Raw genomic sequence first — 20,643 nt, 5'->3', positions numbered from 1 at the left:
AAGGACCAAATTCAAAAGCGCAACGTATGCTCACTAGCAGAATTTGTGTAAGAAAACTGAGAAACACTGTAGCTGGGATCTGTCTGCCAAACTACAGTGTTTCAAGTCATGAGATAAAGAAGGCCTTAATCGTGGTAGTAGCCTTCATTCCATTTTTCGAGGCAAGTATCGAAGAGATGGTCGCTATGTTTACTGTCATCTTGACTATCTAGGCTGGCAATTTGTTCGATCAGCGCTTTGTTTTCAGGGGTTTCTTGGTAGTCTTCGTTAATGAAGGCTTCGATAATATCGCTCATCAAGAATTCCCCTGTGATCTTGCCGCCGAAAGCTACAATATTCGCATTGAGTTCGCGGCGGGCATAGAGGGCGCTGGTCATGTCACGGACGAGAGCTGTCCGGGTGCCGGCGACCTTGTTGGCTGCATTGGAAATCCCAACACCAGTCCCGCAGAGGACAACCCCGAAGTCAACATCGCCAGAAGCAACGAGTTCCCCAACCCGTTTCCCAAAGATAGGGTAGTGGGTGCGGACGAAGCCGTAAGTTCCGACATCGATCACCTCATGGCCCTTCTCTCTTAGGGTATCTGCGAGGGCAATCTTAATATCTGTCACAATATGGTCACAACCAATAGCAATTTTCATTTTTTTAACCTCCTCAGTCTGACGAACTAGCACATTTCATTGAGCATATCGACGCGGACTTGGTGGCGTCCAGCGGCGTAGTCTGCTTTCAGGAATTCGCGCACAATGTTACGGGCCAGTTCAGGACCAACGATTTCTTGGCCTAGGGTAATGATGCGGGCGTTGTTGTGTTCCCGGGTCATATAGGCTGTCCGTTCATCAGATAGGTTGGCGACGATAGCGCCCTTGTGCTTGGTTCCAGCCATGAAGCTGCCCACGCCGTAAGCATCAATGGCGATGCCTAAGGTTTTATCATCTGCCTGAACCTCGTCGACGATTGCTGCAGTTGAGGCAATGAAGTCCTTGGCTGGTGTCTCGGTCACATCGATAATCTCATGGTCTGTTGTTTCCAAATAAGCTTTGATGGTTTCTTTGAGTTCGAAACCGCCTTGGTCTGCTCCAATAACTACTTTCATTTCATAGCCTTCCTTCCATCATTAAAAAGCATTGTTTGAATCTGTTTGATTCTAGTTTAGTATGTTTGAATACGAAAGTCAATCCTTTCGCTCGTAAAATTTAACAAAGAAAAATAAGATAGTCAGATAAATCCTATAAATATATAGATAATTCCATCTATAACAAAAATGAAAGCCTTTATACAAAGTCCTTGACAATTTAGTGGAAGCGTTATAATATAAACACAACAGATAAACAAAAACAAACATTTGGAAGAGGAGTGTTTACAAATGAAGAAAGTCTCACAAGCCAAGCTCGACCACTTAAAGAAACTCTCTACGGATGATCAGGTGATCTCTGCCTTAGCGATTGACCAACGGGGATCGCTGAAGAAGATGCTCCAAAGCGCCGGTGAAGTGGAAGATATCCAAAAAGAAGTGGAACAGTTTAAGATTGCCATTTCAGAAGAATTGACCCCTTATGCGGCTTCCATCTTATTGGACCCAGAATACGGCCTACCTGCCGCCGCTAAGAAGGATAGCGATTGTGGCTTACTCCTAGCTTATGAAGAAACAGGCTACGACGCTTCCGAAGTGGGCCGCTTGCCCGACCTTCTACCTGATTGGTCAGCTAAGCGGATTAAAGAAGAAGGCGCTGATGCCGTTAAATTCCTCCTCTACTATGATGTAGATGAAGACGAAAAGATTAATAATTGGAAACATGCCTTCGTTGAACGGATCGGGAGCGAATGCCAAGCCGAAGACATCCCCTTCTTCCTGGAAATCTTATCCTATGACGCCAATATTGACGATGCGAAAGGCAAAGAATATGCCAAAGTTCGGCCCCACAAGGTCAATGAAGCTGTCAAAGTTTTCTCTGATGACCGCTACCAAGTTGATGTCCTTAAGGTAGAAGTCCCCGTTAATATGAACTTCGTTGAAGGTTATGGGGACGACGCCGTTTACAGCCAAGAAGAAGCTAAGAAATTCTTCCAAGAACAAGACGCAGCCACGGACCTACCTTATATCTACTTATCAGGTGGGGTATCCGCTCAACTCTTCCAAGATACCTTGAAATTCGCTAAAGAAGCTGGCGCAGCCTTCAATGGGGTCTTGTGCGGCCGGGCAACCTGGGCAGACTCTGTTCCAGAATACGCTGAAAAGGGCGAAGAAGCTTGCCGTCAATGGTTGAGCAGTCAAGGTAAGGAAAACATCCAAAACTTGAACCAGGTCTTAGCTGAAACCGCAACCGCTTGGACCGATAAGATTTCAGCAGAATAGAGAGGGGATCGTATGACGAGCAGTCTATTTGCTCAGGAAACCTGCTTTGTTCTTGAAGGAGAGAATGCTGAGGATATCTTCAGACAAGCCGACCAAGAACTCCAAAAATTGGACTTAGTCAAAGAGGGTTTCCTCGACAGCTTAATTGAAAGAGAGAAGAATTTCCCTACTGCTTTGGATATGCAGCCAGTGAATCCCAATTTCGCTAACATTGCGATTCCGCATACGGAATCAGAATATGTGACGGTAACACGGATTGTGCCTATTAAGCTCACAAAGCCTGTGACCTTCCACAGCATGATCCAGCCTGACCAGGCCCTTGAAGTTGGCTTCCTCTTTATGCTCCTGAATAAAGATGCTGAGGCCCAGGCCGGTCTACTGGCCCAAGTCATGGATTTCTTCAATCGGACAGATGCAGACCGGATTGAAAACTTCCTGGCCAGCGAAGATCCTAAAGCAATCTATGAATTTTTACAAGAGAACTTCTAGAAAGGAAATGGTGTAGAAAATGGTTAAAATTTTAGCAGCTTGTGGCGCAGGGGTTAACTCCAGCCACCAAATCAAAGACGCCTTAGAAACAGAACTCTCAAAAAGAGGCTATGACGTCCAATGCGATGCCGTGATGATCAAGGATATTTCAGAAGATATGATGGAAAAATACGATATCTTTGCCCAAATTGCTGATACTGATCTAGGCTTTGAGATTCCAATCCCAGTCGTTAATGCTGGGCCAATCCTCTACCGCATTCCTGCCATGGCTGAACCTGTTTATAATGAAATTGAGCAAGTGATAAAAGATCTCGGCTAGTTAAGAAGCCTTAGTAGGAGTGGATAGAAATGGACGGCATTATCGAATTTGCCAATACGATTTTACAGCCAATTATCGATTTAGGACCTGCTCCTTTAATGACAATTGTGCTGACAGTCTTGGCCTTATGTTTTCGCGTGAAATTTTCCAAAGCCCTGGAAGGTGGGATTAAATTAGGGATTGCCCTAACAGGGGTTGGGGCGATCATGAATATCCTGACCTCTTCCTTCTCAGAAGCCCTAGCAGACTTCGTTAAAGGGACAGGACTTCAGTTAAATATCACAGACGTTGGTTGGGCACCGATGGCAACCATCACTTGGGGCTCGCCCTATACCTTATACTTCATGTTGATCTTATTAGTCGTTAATATCATTATGTTAGTGGCTAACAAGACCAATACCTTGGATGTCGATATCTTCGACGTTTGGCACCTATCCCTAGTTGGTTTGTTCGCCATTTATTGTGGGGCGCCCCTCTTGGTCGCTACTATCTTGGTAGTTTTCATCGGGGTATTGAAGATCATCAACTCGGACTTGATGAAACCTACCTTCAATGATTTGATGAATGCCCCAGAAGGTAACCCCATGACAACAACCCACATGAACTATATGATGAACCCGATCATCATGGTTTTTGATAAGATCTTCGACAAATTATTCCCCTGGTTAGACAAGTATGACTTTGACGCGGCCAAGCTCAATAATAAGATTGGCTTCTGGGGATCAAAATTCGCCATTGGGATCTACTTGGGTCTCTTTGTCGGCATCCTGGGTGGCCAAAGTCCAGACAAGATCCTGACCTTGGCCTTCACAGCAGCAGCCTGCTTGGAGCTCTTCTCCGTGATCGGGTCTTGGTTCATCGCTTCAGTAGAACCACTGTCTCAAGGGGTAACGGACTTTACCAGTAAACGTTTCGAAGGTCGGACCTTCAATATCGGCTTGGACTGGCCTTTCATCGCTGGACGGGCAGAAGTATGGGCAGCAGCCAATGTCCTGGCTCCGATTATGCTTCTCGAAGCCCTCATCTTGCCTAAGAACGGGATCATGCCTTTAGCTGGTATTATTGCCATGGGCTTGACCCCTGCGCTCTTGGTGGTGACACGTGGTAAGATCATTCGCATGATTACCATCGGGGCCCTTGTCCTCCCAACCTTCCTCTACGCTGGGACCTTAATGGCACCCTTTGTTACAGAAACCGCTAAGAAGGTAGGGGCCTTCCCAGCAGGCATCGATGGCTCTGCCCTCATTTCAGGGACCACCATCGAAGGCCCAGTTGAAAAATTCTTGGCTTACTTCGTCGGTAATGCCTCCCAAGGCCAAATCGAATTCATTATCTATGCGGCCATTGCCTTAGTTATCTACACCCTACTCTTTGTTTGGTACGCTAAACAAATGAAGAAACGCAATGCAGAATACGCTGCAGAGAAAAAATAGAATTAGATGAAAAACAACAGCGCTAGACGATCTGTCTGAGCGCTGTTATTGTATATATAGGGAATTAGAAGAGAGCGGGTGATTTAGCCCCATTTATCTTCAGAGGAGGGTAATTATGAAAGAACTAAAAGCAGTGATTTTTGATATGGATGGCCTGATGTTTGATACAGAGAGAGTGGGTTATGAACAGACGCAGCGGGCTGCGGATGAATTAGGACTGGACTATGATATTGAGACCTTCAAAGCCTATCTAGGGGTTAGTGAAGAAGAGGTTTTTGATTATTTCCATAAGCGCTATGCAGGAGAGGCTAAGCTTGAAGACTTTATCAGCTTGACCAGCCAATATATAGAAGAAACCCTAAAAGATCCCAATAATGTCTATGAAAAACCAGGCCTCTATGACCTCCTCGACTATCTTAAGTCGCGCCAGATCAAGCTATATCTTGCTTCTAGTAGCCGACGCCATGAGATTATGCGGAACCTAGAGGGAAAGGGGATAGCCGACCGTTTTGAAGGGTTAGTAGCTGGCGACGAGGTTGAGCGGGCCAAGCCTGACCCAGAGATCTATTTGAAGGCTTATGGGCTGACTGAGCTCGAAGATAAGCAAGCAGTCCTGGTTCTGGAAGACTCCAAGAATGGGCTAAGGGCTGCCTACCAAGCAGGTCTGCCGACTGTTCTTGTGCCTGATATGATGCCGGCAGATGAGGAAATGAAGGATAAGGCTGTCGCGGTAAAAGATTCCTTGGCAGGAGTTATCGATTATATTGAGAGTGAATATGCTTAAATAAATGGAGCAAGAGCTTTAGTATTGAAGTAGTCAACAGCGCTAGATTAATTTTCTAGCGCTGTTTTGCTTGTGATAAATTCCTAGTCTGCTGAAAGTAGATTCACCGCTCTCGATGGAAAGCTGATGATTATCTGAACTAAATAAAAGTACTTTCAGAATCTCTCCATAATATTGAAAAAGGGCTTACATTCCCTTAAAATAAGAATTGTAAATGGTTGCAAGAAAGAGGAGGGAATGAAAATGTTAGAGTCGGCAAAAGGTGAATTAATTGTTTCATGCCAAGCTCTCGAAGATGAACCCTTGCACAGTTCATACATTATGTCGCGGATGGCTGTTGCCGCCCAGGAAGGCGGTGCTAAAGGCATTCGCAGCAATTCGGTGGCTGATATTGAAGCCATCAAAGAGCTGGTAGACCTGCCCATTATCGGGATTATTAAGCAAGACTACCCAGATGCAGAGATTTATATCACACCGACAATGAAAGAAATTGATGCTTTGGTCGCTACAGGCGTCGAGGTGATCGCCCTGGATGCCACTATCTCTAAGCGGCCCAATAATCAAAGTTTAGAGGAATTTGTGAAAGAAATTAAGGCCAAGTATCCCAAGCAGGCTCTCATGGCGGATTGTTCCACTCTCGAAGAAATGCTAGAAGCGGAACGTTTGGGCTTCGATTATATTGGAACGACCATGGTGGGCTATACCGAACAGAGTAAAGACCTGAAGATTGAAAACAATGACTTCGAGCTGATTCGGAAAGCCTTGGACCAAATCGATCGGCCCGTTATTGCAGAAGGGAATATCGACACGCCGGAGAAGGTTCGCCGTGTCCTAGATTTAGGTGTCTATAGTGTGGTTGTTGGGTCAGCGATTACCCGCCCCCAACTGATTACGAAAAAATTTGTCGCTGCTATTCATGAATAAAATAAAGAAAGGGTTTTAAAAATGACTAAACGTACAGGAAAAGATATCAAAGGTATTATTGCAGCACTCCTCGTTCCCTTCGACGCAGAAGGTAAGGTGAATGAAGCAGGCTTACGCCAAATTGTCCGCCATGATATTGATGAAATGAAGGTCGACGGCCTCTATGTCGGTGGGTCAACAGGTGAAAACTTCCTGCTTGAAAAGGAAACTAAGAAACAAATTTTTGACATTGTTAAGGATGAAGCGGGAGATGCCGTTAAGTTGATCGCCCAAATCGGTGGGACCAACTTATACGAAGCCATTGAACTGGGCCAATATGCGACAGACTTAGACTACGATGCGGTGTCTGCAGTCACTCCTTTCTACTATAAGTTCTCCTTCCCTGAAGTGAAGGCTTACTATGAAGATATTACCTCAGCCGTGGATAATGACTTAATTATCTACTCGATCCCTGCCTTGACCGGGATTGGCATGGGCATGGCTGAATTCAAGGAATTGTTAGCGATTGATAACATTATCGGGGTGAAATTCACGGCCGCTGACTTCTTCTTATTGGAACGCTTGCGCCATACTTTCCCTGATACCAAGATTTACTCAGGCTTTGACGAAATGTTATTCCCAGCAGCTATCTACCAAGTGGATGGGGCAATTGGCTCAACCTACAATGTGAATGGGATCCGGGCCAAGGGCATCCTTGAAGCCGTAGCGGCTAATGACTTGGCTAAGGCAAGACAACTCCAAAAGGAAAGCAATGACCTCATTGAAGCGGTCTTAGCGAACGGCCTCTACCCAACCTTGAAACGCCTCTTACAATTACAAGGCTGCGACAAGGGGGACTTCTTGAGCCGTAAACCAATGGCCTCAATGACCGACGAACAAATTAAGGAAGCAGATCGCATCTACAAGGAATATGTTTAGTTGATGACTTAGTGACGATTGAGTGTGGGGAGGAGACTAGCTATGAATTCAGGCGGGTTTACGACAATCGATTTAATTATCTTGATTGTCTATCTATTAGCGGTGTTGATTGCAGGTTTGTTCTTTTCAAAACGTGAGATGCAGGGTAAGGAGTTCTTTAAGGGGGATGGGTCCATCCCCTGGTATGTGACCTCGGTTTCTATCTTTGCGACCCTGTTGAGTCCGATATCCTTTATGTCCTTGGCGGGGAACTCTTACGCAGGGACCTGGATCATGTGGTTCGCCCAATTGGGGATGCTGATTGCGATTCCGATTGCGATTCGCTTCTTCTTACCGATTTACGCGCGGCTGGATATCGACACAGCCTATGACTACCTGGATAAACGTTTTGACTCTAAGTTTTTACGGATTATCGGGGCAGCGCTCTTTATCATCTACCAGGTGGGTCGGATGTCCATCATCATGTACCTGCCATCAGCTGCCCTGGCGCTCTTGACAGGAATCAATGTCAATATCTTGATCTTCCTGATGGGAGCGGTCGCTATTGTTTACTCCTTCACGGGTGGGATTAAGTCCGTGCTTTGGACAGACTTTATCCAGGGCTCGGTTCTCCTGGTAGGGGTTACCCTCTCCCTCTTCTTCTTGATTCACGATTTAGAGGGTGGTTTTGGGACGATCATGAACCATCTTGCCACGGATAAGTTCCTGGCTCCAGATGAAGCCTTGTTCGATCCCAACCTCCTACATACCTCAGTCTTCCTCTTAATTGTGGGGGCTGGCTTCAATACCTTGTCTTCTTATATTTCTAGTCAAGATATTGTCCAACGTTTTACCACGACCCAAGATATTAAGAAGTTAAACAAGATGATGTTTACTAACGGGGCCCTCTCTATCTTCATCGCAACGGTCTTCTACTTGATCGGGACAGGCCTTTATGCCTACTATCAAATCCAAAATCCGAGTGATCCTGGTGCCCAAATGCCCCAAGACCAAATCTTTACTTACTTTATCGCTTATCGCTTACCGGTAGGGATTACAGGGGTCCTCTTAGCGGCGATCTACGCGGCCAGTCAATCGACCTTATCGACAGGGTTGAACTCAGTGGCTACCTCATGGACGCTCGATATCCAAGACCTCTTGACCAAAGATATGGATGATGCCAAACGGACCTGGATTGCCCGCTGGGTATCGCTAGGTGTCGGGATCTTCTCCATTATCATCTCGATTATCTTAGCCCACTCAGAAATTGTATCCGCTTACGAATGGTTTAATAGCTTCATGGGACTCGTTCTCGGGGTGCTCGGTGGCGTCTTTATCTTAGGCGTCTTCTCCAAACGAGCCAACAAGTACGGCGCCTATGCGGCACTGATTGTGTCATCGATTGTGATGATTGTCGTTAAGTATGTCCTGCCTGCAGATAGTGTGAGTATCTGGGCCTACTCCTTAATCTCTATCGCCGTTTCCCTGGTCGTAGGCTATGTCGTTTCTCTGATCTTCAAGACCGACCAAGCGGAAGCACCTAAGTACACAACAATTTATGATATTCCTGAAATCAAAGAAAATGCCGATTGGATGGTGAGACACTAATGGAACTCTATGATATGGACCATTTAGAATATACAGACCGACCACCCCTTCACCGGGTCGTGGACTACCTCAAGACCCATGATATTAGTGAAGATGAACCTGGCAACCACGCGATTGAAGAAGGCTTCTTCTACAATGTGATTGCTTACGATACGACCACGCCAGATCAAAGAGACTGGGAGAGCCACCGCGACTATATTGACATCCATGTGCCAATCAAGGGCAAGGAAGGCATCCACCATAACTTCCTTGTGAATATGACGCTGGGTGACTATGTTGAAGCGGATGACTTCCAGGCTTCTGAAGGCCCTGCTCAGTCTGAATTAATCATTGCACCTGGCCAAATCCTAGTGCTCGACCGGGAAGATGTTCATAAGACAGGTCTGATGGTTGAAGCGAGCGAAAGCATTAAGAAGGCTGTCTTCAAAGTGAAATACGACTAAGGGGCGGTCCCTATGAAGATTCTAGGTATTGACATCGGGGGGACGACCATCAAGTCCGAACTCTACACGGCTTCTGGCCAGTCCCTCGGTGAATTTAGAGAAGAAGCGACAGTTGTGTCTATTGAAGAACAGAAGAACGGTATTCTCGACCAGGTTGTCGCATTGGTTAAGGATTATAATCAGTCAGCGGCCCCCTGGATGGGGTAGCTATCTCGAGTGCGGGGGTTATCGATTCTAAGCGTGGGGAAGTCATCTACTCCGGCTACACCATCCCCGCCTACCAAGGAAGTAATTTCAAGCAGGCTATCGAAGCTGATCTTGGCCTTCCCATGAGCATCTTGAATGATGTCAATGCAGCCGCTTATGGTGAATTTTGGTTGGGCGACTATGCGTCAGACGCCAGTCTCATTTGTTTGACGATTGGTACCGGGGTAGGGGGCGCTGTCCTTATCGATGGGAAGATACATTTTGGCCGCAAGTTCAGCGCGGGTGAAGTGGGCTACCTGCCGCTTGGCGAGGACCGCTTCCAAGACCTGGCTTCAACTACTGCATTGTGCCAAAGCTATGCTGGCTTGACCGGTCGGGACCGTGTGACGGGTTTGGATGTCTTTGCGGCCTATCAAGCGGGAGATGCCAAGGCGGACCAAGCCATTGGTCAATTCACAAGCTCTCTTGCTCAAGGCTTGCTGCCTATGATCTATCTCCTGAACCCGGATGCCATTATCCTGGGCGGGGGTGTGATGGCCCAGTCAGACATCTTGCTGCCTAAGATCAAGCAGGCACTGGCAGAGTGGATCGAAAGTGATTTCTTCTTGCCGGAAAGTATTGAAGCCGCGAGCTTGGGGAATGAGGCGGGCCGTTTAGGGGCTGTCTACCACTTCCTCAAAGAGCATCCTGAGCTCAGTAAATAATATTAAATAAAAATTTCCCTAGGGCCTGGCTCGAGATGAGGCAAGGAACTGGGGAAATTTTTTAGGTATTTGGCTATAATAGAGAGTGAGAGTATTCTCTTAACTAAATAGTTCTAGTGAGCATCCGTTCCGTCTTGAGTTTGATCGTTAAAGAGCCGAATTCACAAGCAGAGCGGAGGCTTATCAGACTACTTTTTAACAAGGAACAAAGAGAAAATAGAGGGGAAGGCTATGATTAAATTTTCGCAAAGTATTCTGCCTTTGATTGAGACGTCTTATGAATCCTTAACGTCAACGGAGCGGATTGTGGCGGATTTCTTCGTTGAGGACAAGCACCAAGATGAAGACTATTCGATTGAACACCTGGGAGAAGTTCTTCATGTGTCACCGGCAACCTTTACCCGCTTTGCTAAGAAGTTGGGCTATTCGGGCTACCGGGAGTTTCTCTATGATTACCGGACCGGGCTGCCCAAGAAACAAGACGATCCAGGCAGTCAAAACATTGAAAAAGTCTTATCTGACTACAATGCCATTCTGAATAAGAGCTATAACCTGGCCAATTCAGACCAGCTCTTCCGGATCGCTAATGCCATCCGCCAAGCTGAACGCGTGATTATCTATGGGGTAGGGAGCTCGGCCCTGGCTGCTGAGGAAATGACCAGCCGCTTATTGCGCTTGGGGATTGTGAGCGCTACGGTGAGTGATGCCGATGCCATGCGGGTCCACCAAGTGGTCATTGATGAGGCATGCTGTGTGCTGGGCTTCAGTATCTCTGGACAGAAGAAGGTTGTCCTCAACAGCCTCCGCCAAGCCGCTCAACAGGGCGCCTACACCATCCTAGTGACCGCTAATTTTGATGTGTCGCTAAAGGATCAATTTGACGAAATCGTTCGTGTGGCCACGGTTAAGAATTTGAACTCGGGTAACCGGATTTCACCCCAATTGCCGATTATTATCATGTGCGATATTATTTATGATTATTTGATTGAAATTGACCGAGAGAATATCCAACGTACTTTTGAGCGAACGATGGATGTCTTTGAAGAAGGGGAGATATTGTAAGGAGTTTTTAGATTTTCACTAAAATAATTGATAGAAAAAGTAATACTGATAGCATTGGTAAGCCTCCGTTCCACTTCTGCTTACAAATATTTTGTAGATATCAATTAAATGTTACTATCAAAAACCTCACTCCAAAATGGTATGAGTGGAGTAGAGGTTTAAGATAAATCTAGAATAAGGCTTTCTTGGTTTGCTCGGTTTCGTTGTTGATGTAGTCTTTAACTTCTTGACTGGTTACTCATTAGTCACCAACAAACAACTCATAAATACTCATCGGATCGTTGGCTTGTTTGAGTTGATCAACAAAGTCTTGGTGGACGAGTTTTTTGGCTGTATTAGATAAATAGTTTAAATGTTGGTCTCCCTTGTCTGAAGCTGGTATGAGGAAAGCGATAAGGGTATCCACTTTTTCATCATCTAAGCTGCTCCATTCAATAGGGGTTTGCAATTTGATAATCAGCATCCCTGGCTTTGTGATCGCCTCTGATTGAGCATGGGGAATGGCAATGCCGTTCTCCATAGCAGTAGAGAATTCATTTTCTCGTGCTATAAATTTTTCCAGAACGCTTTGAGCATCCTCGGCTAGACTTAAGCTTTGAGCGAAGTCGGATAAGTAAGTTAGGGCATCATCACGGCTTTCAAGTTGAACTTGGGTTTTAATATGGGAAGGGAATAGGATATCTTTGAACTGGTTAGTCCCTTCACTCACTTGTACATGTTCAGCATCTGTTTGGTGCTTTTCTTCTTGTCTTTTGGCAACAAGACTCAGTAAGAATCCCGAAATTGCGGCACCGATGAGAATGTTTACCACCCATAATAGAGGTTTATTAACGAGAGGGAGCACGATAAAACCGCCGTGGGGTGCTGGGACAGTGATTTTACTCATATAAGTTAAAATAGCTGCAACTGAGGAACCCAACATAAAGATAGGAATATTAATTAGGGGGTTAGTCGCTGCAAAGGGAATAGCTCCTTCTGTAATATGTGTTGATCCCAGGAGGAAGTTGACCAGTCCAGCGCTCCGTTCTTTATCTGTATAGGCTTTGCGATTGAATAGAACGGCAAAACCTGTTGCTAGTGGGGGTGCAATACAAGCTGCAGATACGCCAGCCATGAAGTAATAGTTGCCTTGGGCTAATAAGGCCGTCCCTGTAAGGTAGGCTGCTTTATTGACAGGACCACCAAAGTCTGCAGCACTCATAATCCCGACAATTGCACCCAGTACTATCGGACTTGAGTTTTCCATATTTTTAAGGAAAGCCATCATACCTTCGTTAATTTCTTTCATAGGAATTGATAGATACCACACAATAAAACCAGTGATTAATACACCTAAAACAGGCAATAAGAAGATAGATTTAAGGCCGTCTAAGGACTTGGGCAAGCCTTTGAGCAGTTTATTAAGCCCCATAATAATGTAACCTGATAGGAAACCACTCAGAATACCTCCTAAGAAGCCGGTCCCATTGGTATAGGCGATCATTCCTGTAGCAAAGCCGACAACTAAACCTGATCGCTTGGCCATGGCTTCTGCAATATAGGCCGAGAGAACAGGGACCATTAAATTCATCGTCAGGCCACCTATTTGATTGAGCACGCTAGCAAATTCATTATATTCTGGACTGGCTGGATCAGCAGAATTGATGCCCCAGAAGAAAGAGATAGCGATGAGCACTCCACCAGCTACGACAATCGGTAACATATGGGAGACGCCGTTCATGAGAAAAACGTATAAGCTGTGGAGCCAAGAGCTAGAAGATTTACTTGTTTGTTGGTCTTCTCTTGCCTGGCGCGACTGACTACGATAAATAGGCAAATTGTCCTTGTCTAAAGCTTGTTGGATAAGATCATCTGCTCGCTTCATTCCAGCTGAAACAGAGACATTGATCAAAGGCTTGCCGTCGAAACGTTCAACATTAACATCTTTATCGGCAGCAATAATTACAACGTCAGCTTCTTGGATATCTTGGATGCTGAGTTCGTTTTCAACTCCAGATTGACCATGTGTTTCAACTTTAATAGCGACATTATGCTTTTTTGCTGCTTCTTCTAAGGCTTCTTGAGCCATATAGGTATGAGCAATCCCAGTAGGACAGCCTGTAGCGGCTATGATTTTGTATCGATTCATTTTTAATCCCCCTCAATTCTTTTGATTGTTATGTCTTTGGTTAAGTCGTCAGTATCTGTAAAATCTGTTAAGGCTGTGGTAAAGGCAGTAGAAGATCCGGCGGCTAGACTATATTTCAGAGCCTCTTCATAAGAACTTCCCTGGTGACAATAAGCGATGAAAGTTCCTAGCATGGTATCTCCAGAACAGGCCGTATTAATAACCTTTCCCTTAGGCGCATTGCCGTATAGTATGGTATTTTCGTTTATAAATAAGGCGCCTTGGCTACCTAAAGATAGTAGAATGTTTTGTGCTCCCTTAGTGATGAGGATTTTAGCATAATGAATGTAATCATCGAATGTTAGTTCCTCTTCGTCATCAATTTCAAACCAGGATGCGATTTCCTCTTCGTTAGGTTTGATTAGGAGCGGTTGATACGGTAAACAATCCATGACAGTGGGGTAACTGGTATCAATGATCAATTTAAATCCTTGAACAGATGATAATTCGGCTAAGGTAATTAATTGGTCAGGGGATATTCCTTTAGCGAAACTTCCTGAAACAATTAAGAAATCGTCACTGTTTAAGGTATAGATTTTAGACATTAAAGAGTCGAGTGTCTCTTTGCTAACTTGGGGGCCTGGGTTCACTAACTTATATTCCAGGTCAGCTTCTCTTACTCGTGTAAAGACATTGATGCGGGTTGTTCCCTCTGTTTGAATAAAGTGAGTATCGATCCCTTGTTCGCGCAAATAGTCTTCGATAAAATGAAAGGTGAAGCCGCCCCCAATACTTAGGGCACAGGAATCGATGCCTAATTTTTTTAATATCAAAGAAACGTTAACGCCTTTCCCATTGGCGATCACATCATAATTATTGGTGCGGTTTACGGTATTTGGCAACAATTTATCGGTATCAATAAATAAATCAATTGCAGGGTTTAATGTACAAGTATAGAACATCTCCCCACCTCCTCTTGCCTTTAGTATAGGACAAGGGATAATGTAAATGTTTTCTTTTCTGGTATAATAGCCTTTGTAGCTTGTAAATCTTTTACAAGATGATGTATCAATCAAGTATTAAGGTATTTAAAGGAGTAAGCCATGGATAAGTTATCGCAAGCAGAAAGATTTTGCTGGAAGTTCATTCAAGATAACCTTGCTAAAATTCCTGACTTAACCATCACAGAGTTGAGTGAAGCAGCGAATGTTTCGACGGCCACCATAGTCCGTACTGTCCAAAAACAAGGCTATACAGGATACACTTCTTTTAAACAAAGTATTAGCAATCAAACACATATCATGAAACCCTTTAGCCATTTAGAAGGAGAGCCAGCCCTTGTCAAAGAGGCCGTTCTGAAGAATTACTGGGAAGTCACCCATACTATTAATCAACTGAATGTTAAAGATGCCCTTAAAGCAGCAGAAGCCATTGCAGAAGCTGATAAAATTTATATTTTTGCACGGGGATTATCGGAATTATTGGCTGAAGAAGTGTCGATTAAACTCGCTTTGTTAGGGAAAACCTGTAAAAAATATACAGATCCTAATTTAATTAAGGGAATAGCCCAGCGTGCCAGGCCAGAAGACGTCGTACTATTCCTAACTTTAAATGGAGAAACTAAAGAACTTGTCGAAGCAGCCAAGATAAGCAAGAATTTAAAGAGTACTAATATTGTGATTACGACGAATAGAGATTCGAGCATTATGCAGTATCAAGATATTGCGTTAATCGGATTTAAATCAAGAAATTCTTTCTTGCCTGATTATGAGGTCCATTCTAGACTCCCTCTATCTATCCTTTGCCGAATATTAGTAGACATACTAGCGATAAAAATAAATGACCAATAAAATCTAGCCCTGACTGGCATTCCCGATATCAGACCAGCTGACATCGCAATTAACGATCACTGGGGATTTCTCTTAGACACCGCTTACAAAACTTGTTATAATTTATTTGTAAAAATAAAAAAATAAAGGGAGTCTTTTATATGGCAGAAGAAAAAGTTGCTTTAGTTACAGGGGCCGCCCAAGGGATTGGGAAGGCGATCGCGGAACGTTTGTCAGAAGATGGTTTTGCAGTAGCTGTGGCTGATTTGAATGAAGAAGAAGCTAAGAAAGTGGCGGATAGTTTAGAGGCTAAGGGCAAGAAAGCTTTGGCCATCAAGGTGGATGTGTCTGACCGCGACCAAGTCTTTGCGGCCGTGGAAGAAGCTGCGGAGGCTTTTGGGCGCTTCGATGTGATCGTGAATAATGCAGGGCTTGGCCCAACTACACCGATTGAAACCATTACCCCTGAACAGTTCGAACAGGTTTATAAGATTAATGTCGGTGGCGTCTACTGGGGGACCCAAGCCGCGGTGGAACAATTTGATAAGTTTGGCAACGGTGGGAAGATTATCAATGCGACCTCACAAACTGGGGTAGTCGGCAATCCGAACCTGGCCCTCTATGCTGGGACCAAGTTTGCAGTGCGCGGTATTACCCAAACCACAGCTCGCGACCTGGCAGAAAAGAACATTACCGTTAACTGCTACGCACCAGGGATCGTGAAGACCCCAATGATGTTCGACATTGCCCACCAAGTCGGCAAGAACGCCGGCAAGGATGACGACTGGGGCATGCAACAATTCGCCAAGGACATCACCTTAGGCCGCCTGTCTGAACCTGAAGATGTGGCCGCCGCTGTCTCCTTCCTAGCTGGGCCCGATTCCAACTACATCACCGGTCAGACCTTGATTGTAGATGGTGGGATGCAGTTCCAATAAGAGAGTGGGACAAAAGGCGTTAAGCCCTGAACCAGTGGAGCAAACTATAGAAAGAGCCTTAACGAAGGCTCGTCTATAGTTTGTGAAGTGATATCAGGATTGACTTTTGGAACATGTTTGAAGAGAGTGGGACAAAAGGCGTTGAATTCAGGTTTTCAATGAATTTCCATAACTAGTTTGAGATGGGGATAGGAGCTAGATTTCTATCCCCATTCTTTTTGATAAAGCGCTTGCAAATTGAGCTGGGATGTCTTATACTAAGAACTAGATATGGATTGTGACTGTTCAATCAGGCAAGACCTAAGTAAATGTGTAAAGCTGGGCGGACTGGCTTTAGACTTTTATTTAGGTCTTTTCTTTTTTGGAGAGAGGGGTGAGGTTTTTGGAAGTTAAGAAGATCTTTAACAATAATGTCGTCTTGTCGATGAATGAGAAAGACGAAGAGATAATTGCTATGGGTAAAGGGATTGGCTTCAATAAGAAAGTTGGCGACCCGATAGACTTAGAGAAGGTGGAAAAAGTCTTTGTGGTTGATTCGAATAAAAAGAGCGATTATGAGATCTACCATAAGATAGATCCAGTCATTGTAGAGATAGCAACGGATATCATCAAATATGCTCAGGGTGTTTTAGGTAGTCGGTTGAATAATAATATTTATTTGACCCTGCCTGACCATTTGAGCTTCGCTATTGAACGAATTCAGAAAGGTTTGGAAGTAAGCTCTCCGCTCTATTGGGAGGTCAAAAATTTTTACACTGTCGAATTTATGATCGGAGAAAAGGCACTAGATCTGATTAAGAATCGTATAGGGATTGACCTTCCTGAGCACGAAGCAGCGGCTATTGCCCTGCATATCATCAACGCTAAAGTGGATAGTCAAAGCATGAACCAAACCATTGAAGTAATTGAGATGGTTCAAGATATTTTAGATATTGTGTCTTACTTTTACGGCATTCAATTAGATAACTCATCTTTCCACTATAGTCGTTTTGTTACCCATTTGCGCTATCTGGTCATCCGTCTATACGACCACCAGACTGTTGGAAATAACACGGACAGTGATGATTTTCTTTATGAACAGATGGTCAAAAAGTACCCGAGAGTGCGTGCCTGTGTCGAAAAAGTTGCGGCTTATATCGAGCAACAGCTTGATGTGACGATTGGTCAGGAAGAGCGATTATATTTGATGATCCATATCCAACGTGTCATTAGTCAATTAGAAAACAAGAAATAAAGGAGTTGGAAAACCATGTCAAATAAAAACTTAGCCAAGGCAATTATGGAAAATATTGGTGGCGAAGAGAATGTACGGAGCTTGGTCCACTGTGCGACCCGTCTGCGTTTTAAATTAAGAGATAATTCTAAAGCCAATCGTGAAGCCTTAGATGATATCCCAGAAGTACTCTCTGTTGTGGAACAGGGCGGGCAATTCCAAGTAGTGATTGGAAATAAGGTATCTAAGGTTTACCAGAGTATTATGGATAACTATGCGATTCGTTCAGCCGATGGAGAAGCTTCTAGCGATGGAAGGGCTCAAGAGAAAAAGGGTGGATGGAATAAGATCTTTGAATATATTTCGGGGACTTTCTCGCCTCTCATTCCAGCTATGACGGGGGCAGGGATGATCAAGGCCTTGCTAGCAGTACTTTCGATCTTCTCTTTGATTGATACGGAAGGGGCAACTTATGCTGTTCTCAATGCAGCGAGTTCAGGCTTCTTTACTCTCTTACCTATTTTTGTCGGTGTGACAGCAGCTAAGCAGTTGAATGCTAATCCTTTTGTTGGTGGAGCTATTGCTGCTGCCTTGCTTGACCCGAGCTACACAGCCCTTTTAGAAGTCAAAGAAGGCTTACACTTTATGGGCATTCCATTAGTGGTAACGGACTATGCTTCAACTGTTTTCCCTATCTTACTAGCTATGGCTCTCTATGCACCGCTAGAACGTTTCTTGAAGAAGCACACGCCAGATACGATTTCCTTATTCTTTGTGCCTATGATGGGGATCTTAATTATGGTGCCTTTAACCGTGCTCGCTTTTGGTCCTTTTGCCCAATATGCGAGTGGTCTGGTTGGCCAAGCCATTAATGCCTTAGTTAATTTCTCGGGTATTCTTGGTGGTATCTTAATTAGTGGCGTATGGCCTTTCTTAGTCATTCTGGGTGTCCACTGGGGTGTGGTACCATTGATGATCGAAAACTTTGCCAAGGGTGGCGATATCATCAATCCGATTACAGCTGCTGCAACTTTTGCGCAAACAGGGATTGCCTTTGGTATTTTCCTTAGAAGTCACCGCAATAAGCAATTGAAGTCATTAGCTCTGTCAGCATCAACTTCAGGAATTTTGGCTGGGGTGACGGAACCAATTTTATACGGTTTGGTTTTAAGATATCGCCGCTTGATTCCTTTAATGGTCATTGCTTCAATGGTTGGTGGGGCTATTGTCGGCGTCTTTGATGTTCGCGTCTTTACTTTTGTCTTCAATAGTGTCCTCACCATTCCTAGTTATTCACCTATCTTAGGTTATAGCATCGGGGTCGGGACTTCCTTCGTAATAGCCACCGTTCTTGCATTTATGTTTGGGACTGGAGATAATAAGACTGAGACCAAAGAAAGCTCTACTGGTGAAACAAAAGACGCTACTAGCTCTGAGATGAAAATTGAAATCACGGCCCCTCTTAAGGGTGAGGTGATTCCTTTAGAGCAAGTAAATGATAGTGTCTTCTCGAGTGGTGCGATGGGTAAGGGTCTAGCTATCAAGCCAAGTGAAGGCAAGGTTTATGCGCCCTTCGATGGTAAGGTGGTCTCCCTCTTCCCAACCCAGCATGCCATTGGTTTGGTAAGTACGGATGGCGTCGAATTATTAATTCATATCGGTTTAGATACGGTTCAATTAGAGGGTCAGTATTTTGATGCTAAAGTATCGGTTGACCAGGAATTCCAAGCGGGTGATTTACTCCTAAGCTTCAATAAGGATAAGATCGCTGAAGCAGGTTACGATACGGTAACTCCTGTGATTGTCACGAATTCAGGAGATTATATGGATGTTTTTATTTCGGAAGGTCCGGTTGACCATACCAATCGGGTTATGACACTTGTTTAATAGAAAGGAAGGATAAGATGTCAGTATTTCCAAAGAATTTCTTATGGGGTGGCGCGACAGCTGCCAATCAGTTTGAGGGAGCTTATAATGTGGACGGTAAAGGACTGAGCGTTCAGGACGTGACCCCTGATGGTGGTTTTGGACGGGTGACAGAAGGGCCAACAGCAGATAATCTTAAGCTTGAGGGAATTGACTTCTACCATCGCTATAAAGAAGATATTGCCCTTTTTGCGGAAATGGGCTTCAAGGTTTTTCGTTTGTCGATTGCTTGGTCCCGTATCTTTCCTAAGGGAGATGAGACGGAGCCTAATGAAGCAGGCTTACAATTCTATGATGATGTCTTCGATGAATTAGCTAAATACGGGATTGAACCGCTTGTGACCATTTCTCATTATGAAACACCTCTACACTTAGCTCGGGAATATGATGGGTGGGCCAATCGCAAGATGATTGATTTTTATGCTCGCTATGTGCGCGCTATCTTCACTCGTTATAAGGATAAGGTGACCTACTGGTTAACCTTTAATGAAATTAATTCCCTGTTTAACATGCCTTTTATCAGTGGTGGCATTGCGACGCCAAAAGAAGAGCTCAGTGAATCGGATCTCTATCAAGCAGCCCACCATGAATTGGTTGCTTCTGCTCTAGCCACTAAAATTGGTCATGAAATTAATCCTGACTTTAAGATTGGCTGTATGGTCCTAGCAATGCCGGCTTACCCGATGACAGCTCATCCCCTCGACCAGTTAGCTGCTCGAGATTTCGAGAATAACAATTACCTCTTCTCAGATATTCATGTGCGCGGGGAATATCCTGGCTATGCCAAGCGTTACTTCAGAGAAAATGGTATTGAAATTCAATTTGCCGAAGGAGACAAAGAGCTATTGAAGGAACATACCGTTGACTTTATTTCCTTCTCCTACTATATGAGTGTAGCTGCTGCCCATAATCCTGAAGACTACTCATCAGGTAAGGGCAATATTTTGGGCGGTTTATCCAATCCTTATTTAGAGGCTAGTGAATGGGGCTGGCAAATCGATCCAGTCGGTCTGCGTTTAGTCCTTAACGGCTTCTATGATCGTTATCAAATCCCACTCTTTATTGTTGAAAATGGTCTAGGTGCTAAAGATCAGTTAGTCGATGGGGCAAATGGGCCAACCGTTGAAGACGATTATCGGATTGACTATCTCAACCAACACCTCTACCAAGTTGGCGAAGCCATTAAAGATGGTGTAGATGTCATGGGTTATACCACTTGGGGCTGTATTGACCTTGTTTCAGCTTCTACTGCGGAATTGTCTAAGCGCTATGGCTTTATCTATGTTGACCGCAATGATGAGGGGGAAGGAACGCTGAACCGCTATAAGAAGAAATCTTTTGATTGGTATAAAGAAGTGATTGACACAAATGGTGACACTCTTCAAGCACCTGATGCCTAAGAAG

The 20,643-nt window shown here is 44.5% G+C and carries 21 protein-coding genes; 17 read left to right on the top strand and 4 right to left on the bottom strand.

The window, feature by feature from the left end; all coding sequences use genetic code 11:
* Positions 1 to 125 precede the first annotated feature (125 nt).
* Positions 126 to 641, bottom strand: coding sequence for a galactose-6-phosphate isomerase subunit LacB (gene lacB / locus HMPREF3090_RS07110; RefSeq protein WP_070486286.1), 516 nt, complete (start codon positions 639 to 641; stop codon positions 126 to 128).
* A gap of 26 nt (positions 642 to 667) precedes the next feature.
* Entirely contained in the window at positions 668 to 1,096 is a 429-nt protein-coding gene (gene lacA, locus HMPREF3090_RS07105; protein ID WP_070486284.1) for a galactose-6-phosphate isomerase subunit LacA, read from the bottom strand.
* 270 nt (positions 1,097 to 1,366) lie between these two features.
* On the opposite strand from lacA, the gene lacD reads away from it, so the two are divergent.
* From lacD to HMPREF3090_RS07050, 12 genes are all read left to right on the top strand, one after another.
* Positions 1,367 to 2,356, top strand: coding sequence for a tagatose-bisphosphate aldolase (gene lacD / locus HMPREF3090_RS07100; protein ID WP_070486282.1), 990 nt, complete (start codon positions 1,367 to 1,369; stop codon positions 2,354 to 2,356).
* A 12-nt stretch (positions 2,357 to 2,368) separates the two neighbouring features.
* The gene (locus tag HMPREF3090_RS07095) at positions 2,369 to 2,845 is read left to right on the top strand and encodes a PTS sugar transporter subunit IIA (protein ID WP_070486279.1); all 477 of its coding nucleotides are present in this window, start codon (positions 2,369 to 2,371) and stop codon (positions 2,843 to 2,845) included.
* A gap of 19 nt (positions 2,846 to 2,864) precedes the next feature.
* Positions 2,865 to 3,164 (top strand): PTS sugar transporter subunit IIB, encoded by a 300-nt coding sequence (locus HMPREF3090_RS07090; protein WP_070486277.1) that lies wholly within the window; start codon positions 2,865 to 2,867, stop codon positions 3,162 to 3,164.
* Between the two features lie 29 nt (positions 3,165 to 3,193).
* Entirely contained in the window at positions 3,194 to 4,597 is a 1,404-nt protein-coding gene (locus HMPREF3090_RS07085) for a PTS galactitol transporter subunit IIC (RefSeq protein WP_070486275.1), read from the top strand.
* A gap of 115 nt (positions 4,598 to 4,712) precedes the next feature.
* The gene (locus HMPREF3090_RS07080) at positions 4,713 to 5,381 is read left to right on the top strand and encodes an HAD family hydrolase (protein ID WP_070486273.1); all 669 of its coding nucleotides are present in this window, start codon (positions 4,713 to 4,715) and stop codon (positions 5,379 to 5,381) included.
* A 243-nt stretch (positions 5,382 to 5,624) separates the two neighbouring features.
* Entirely contained in the window at positions 5,625 to 6,305 is a 681-nt protein-coding gene (locus tag HMPREF3090_RS07075; RefSeq protein WP_198434425.1) for an N-acetylmannosamine-6-phosphate 2-epimerase, read from the top strand.
* 45 nt (positions 6,306 to 6,350) lie between these two features.
* On the top strand, positions 6,351 to 7,223 hold the full coding sequence (locus HMPREF3090_RS07070; RefSeq protein ID WP_198434435.1) for an N-acetylneuraminate lyase: 873 nt from the start codon (positions 6,351 to 6,353) through the stop codon (positions 7,221 to 7,223).
* Between the two features lie 42 nt (positions 7,224 to 7,265).
* Positions 7,266 to 8,810, top strand: coding sequence for a sodium:solute symporter family protein (locus HMPREF3090_RS07065; RefSeq protein ID WP_070486267.1), 1,545 nt, complete (start codon positions 7,266 to 7,268; stop codon positions 8,808 to 8,810).
* Complete coding sequence (locus HMPREF3090_RS07060; RefSeq protein ID WP_070486264.1) at positions 8,810 to 9,253, top strand: NanQ anomerase/TabA/YiaL family protein; 444 nt, start codon at positions 8,810 to 8,812, stop codon at positions 9,251 to 9,253. Before HMPREF3090_RS07065 ends, HMPREF3090_RS07060 begins: the two co-directional genes overlap by 1 nt.
* A 12-nt stretch (positions 9,254 to 9,265) precedes the next feature.
* Positions 9,266 to 9,460 (top strand): hypothetical protein, encoded by a 195-nt coding sequence (locus HMPREF3090_RS09965; RefSeq protein WP_230080803.1) that lies wholly within the window; start codon positions 9,266 to 9,268, stop codon positions 9,458 to 9,460.
* Positions 9,448 to 10,164 carry an ROK family protein gene (locus HMPREF3090_RS07055; RefSeq protein WP_306345456.1) on the top strand — a complete coding sequence of 239 codons (717 nt, stop codon included), beginning with the start codon at positions 9,448 to 9,450 and terminating at the stop codon, positions 10,162 to 10,164. Before HMPREF3090_RS09965 ends, HMPREF3090_RS07055 begins: the two co-directional genes overlap by 13 nt.
* A gap of 231 nt (positions 10,165 to 10,395) precedes the next feature.
* A complete protein-coding gene (locus HMPREF3090_RS07050) occupies positions 10,396 to 11,226 on the top strand; it encodes a MurR/RpiR family transcriptional regulator (protein WP_070486263.1) in 831 nt (276 codons plus the stop codon).
* Positions 11,227 to 11,467: 241 nt separating this feature from the next.
* Here HMPREF3090_RS07050 and HMPREF3090_RS07045 read toward each other — a convergent pair whose 3' ends face one another.
* Positions 11,468 to 13,354 carry a fructose-specific PTS transporter subunit EIIC gene (locus tag HMPREF3090_RS07045; protein WP_070486261.1) on the bottom strand — a complete coding sequence of 629 codons (1,887 nt, stop codon included), beginning with the start codon at positions 13,352 to 13,354 and terminating at the stop codon, positions 11,468 to 11,470.
* Positions 13,355 to 13,356: 2 nt separating this feature from the next.
* Positions 13,357 to 14,295, bottom strand: a complete 939-nt coding sequence (gene pfkB, locus HMPREF3090_RS07040) for a 1-phosphofructokinase (RefSeq protein WP_070486260.1) — start codon at positions 14,293 to 14,295, stop codon at positions 13,357 to 13,359.
* A 141-nt stretch (positions 14,296 to 14,436) separates the two neighbouring features.
* Here pfkB and HMPREF3090_RS07035 point away from each other — a divergent pair, with 141 nt between their 5' ends.
* From HMPREF3090_RS07035 to HMPREF3090_RS07015, 5 genes are all read left to right on the top strand, one after another.
* Positions 14,437 to 15,183 carry a MurR/RpiR family transcriptional regulator gene (locus HMPREF3090_RS07035; RefSeq protein ID WP_070486258.1) on the top strand — a complete coding sequence of 249 codons (747 nt, stop codon included), beginning with the start codon at positions 14,437 to 14,439 and terminating at the stop codon, positions 15,181 to 15,183.
* 140 nt (positions 15,184 to 15,323) lie between these two features.
* The gene (locus tag HMPREF3090_RS07030) at positions 15,324 to 16,100 is read left to right on the top strand and encodes a (S)-acetoin forming diacetyl reductase (protein ID WP_070486256.1); all 777 of its coding nucleotides are present in this window, start codon (positions 15,324 to 15,326) and stop codon (positions 16,098 to 16,100) included.
* A gap of 382 nt (positions 16,101 to 16,482) precedes the next feature.
* Positions 16,483 to 17,334: a BglG family transcription antiterminator LicT gene (licT, locus tag HMPREF3090_RS07025; protein WP_070486254.1), complete on the top strand. Its 852-nt coding sequence runs from the start codon at positions 16,483 to 16,485 to the stop codon at positions 17,332 to 17,334.
* Between the two features lie 15 nt (positions 17,335 to 17,349).
* A complete protein-coding gene (locus HMPREF3090_RS07020; RefSeq protein WP_070486252.1) occupies positions 17,350 to 19,200 on the top strand; it encodes a beta-glucoside-specific PTS transporter subunit IIABC in 1,851 nt (616 codons plus the stop codon).
* Positions 19,201 to 19,217: 17 nt separating this feature from the next.
* On the top strand, positions 19,218 to 20,639 hold the full coding sequence (locus HMPREF3090_RS07015) for a glycoside hydrolase family 1 protein (RefSeq protein ID WP_070486250.1): 1,422 nt from the start codon (positions 19,218 to 19,220) through the stop codon (positions 20,637 to 20,639).
* The last annotated feature ends 4 nt before the right edge of the window (positions 20,640 to 20,643 follow it).

Source organism: Aerococcus sp. HMSC23C02, assembly GCF_001806805.1.
Classification (GTDB): domain Bacteria; phylum Bacillota; class Bacilli; order Lactobacillales; family Aerococcaceae; genus Aerococcus; species Aerococcus sanguinicola.
The sequence above is the reverse complement of the archived record's forward strand: the minus strand, read 5'-3'. Positions and strand labels throughout refer to the sequence as shown.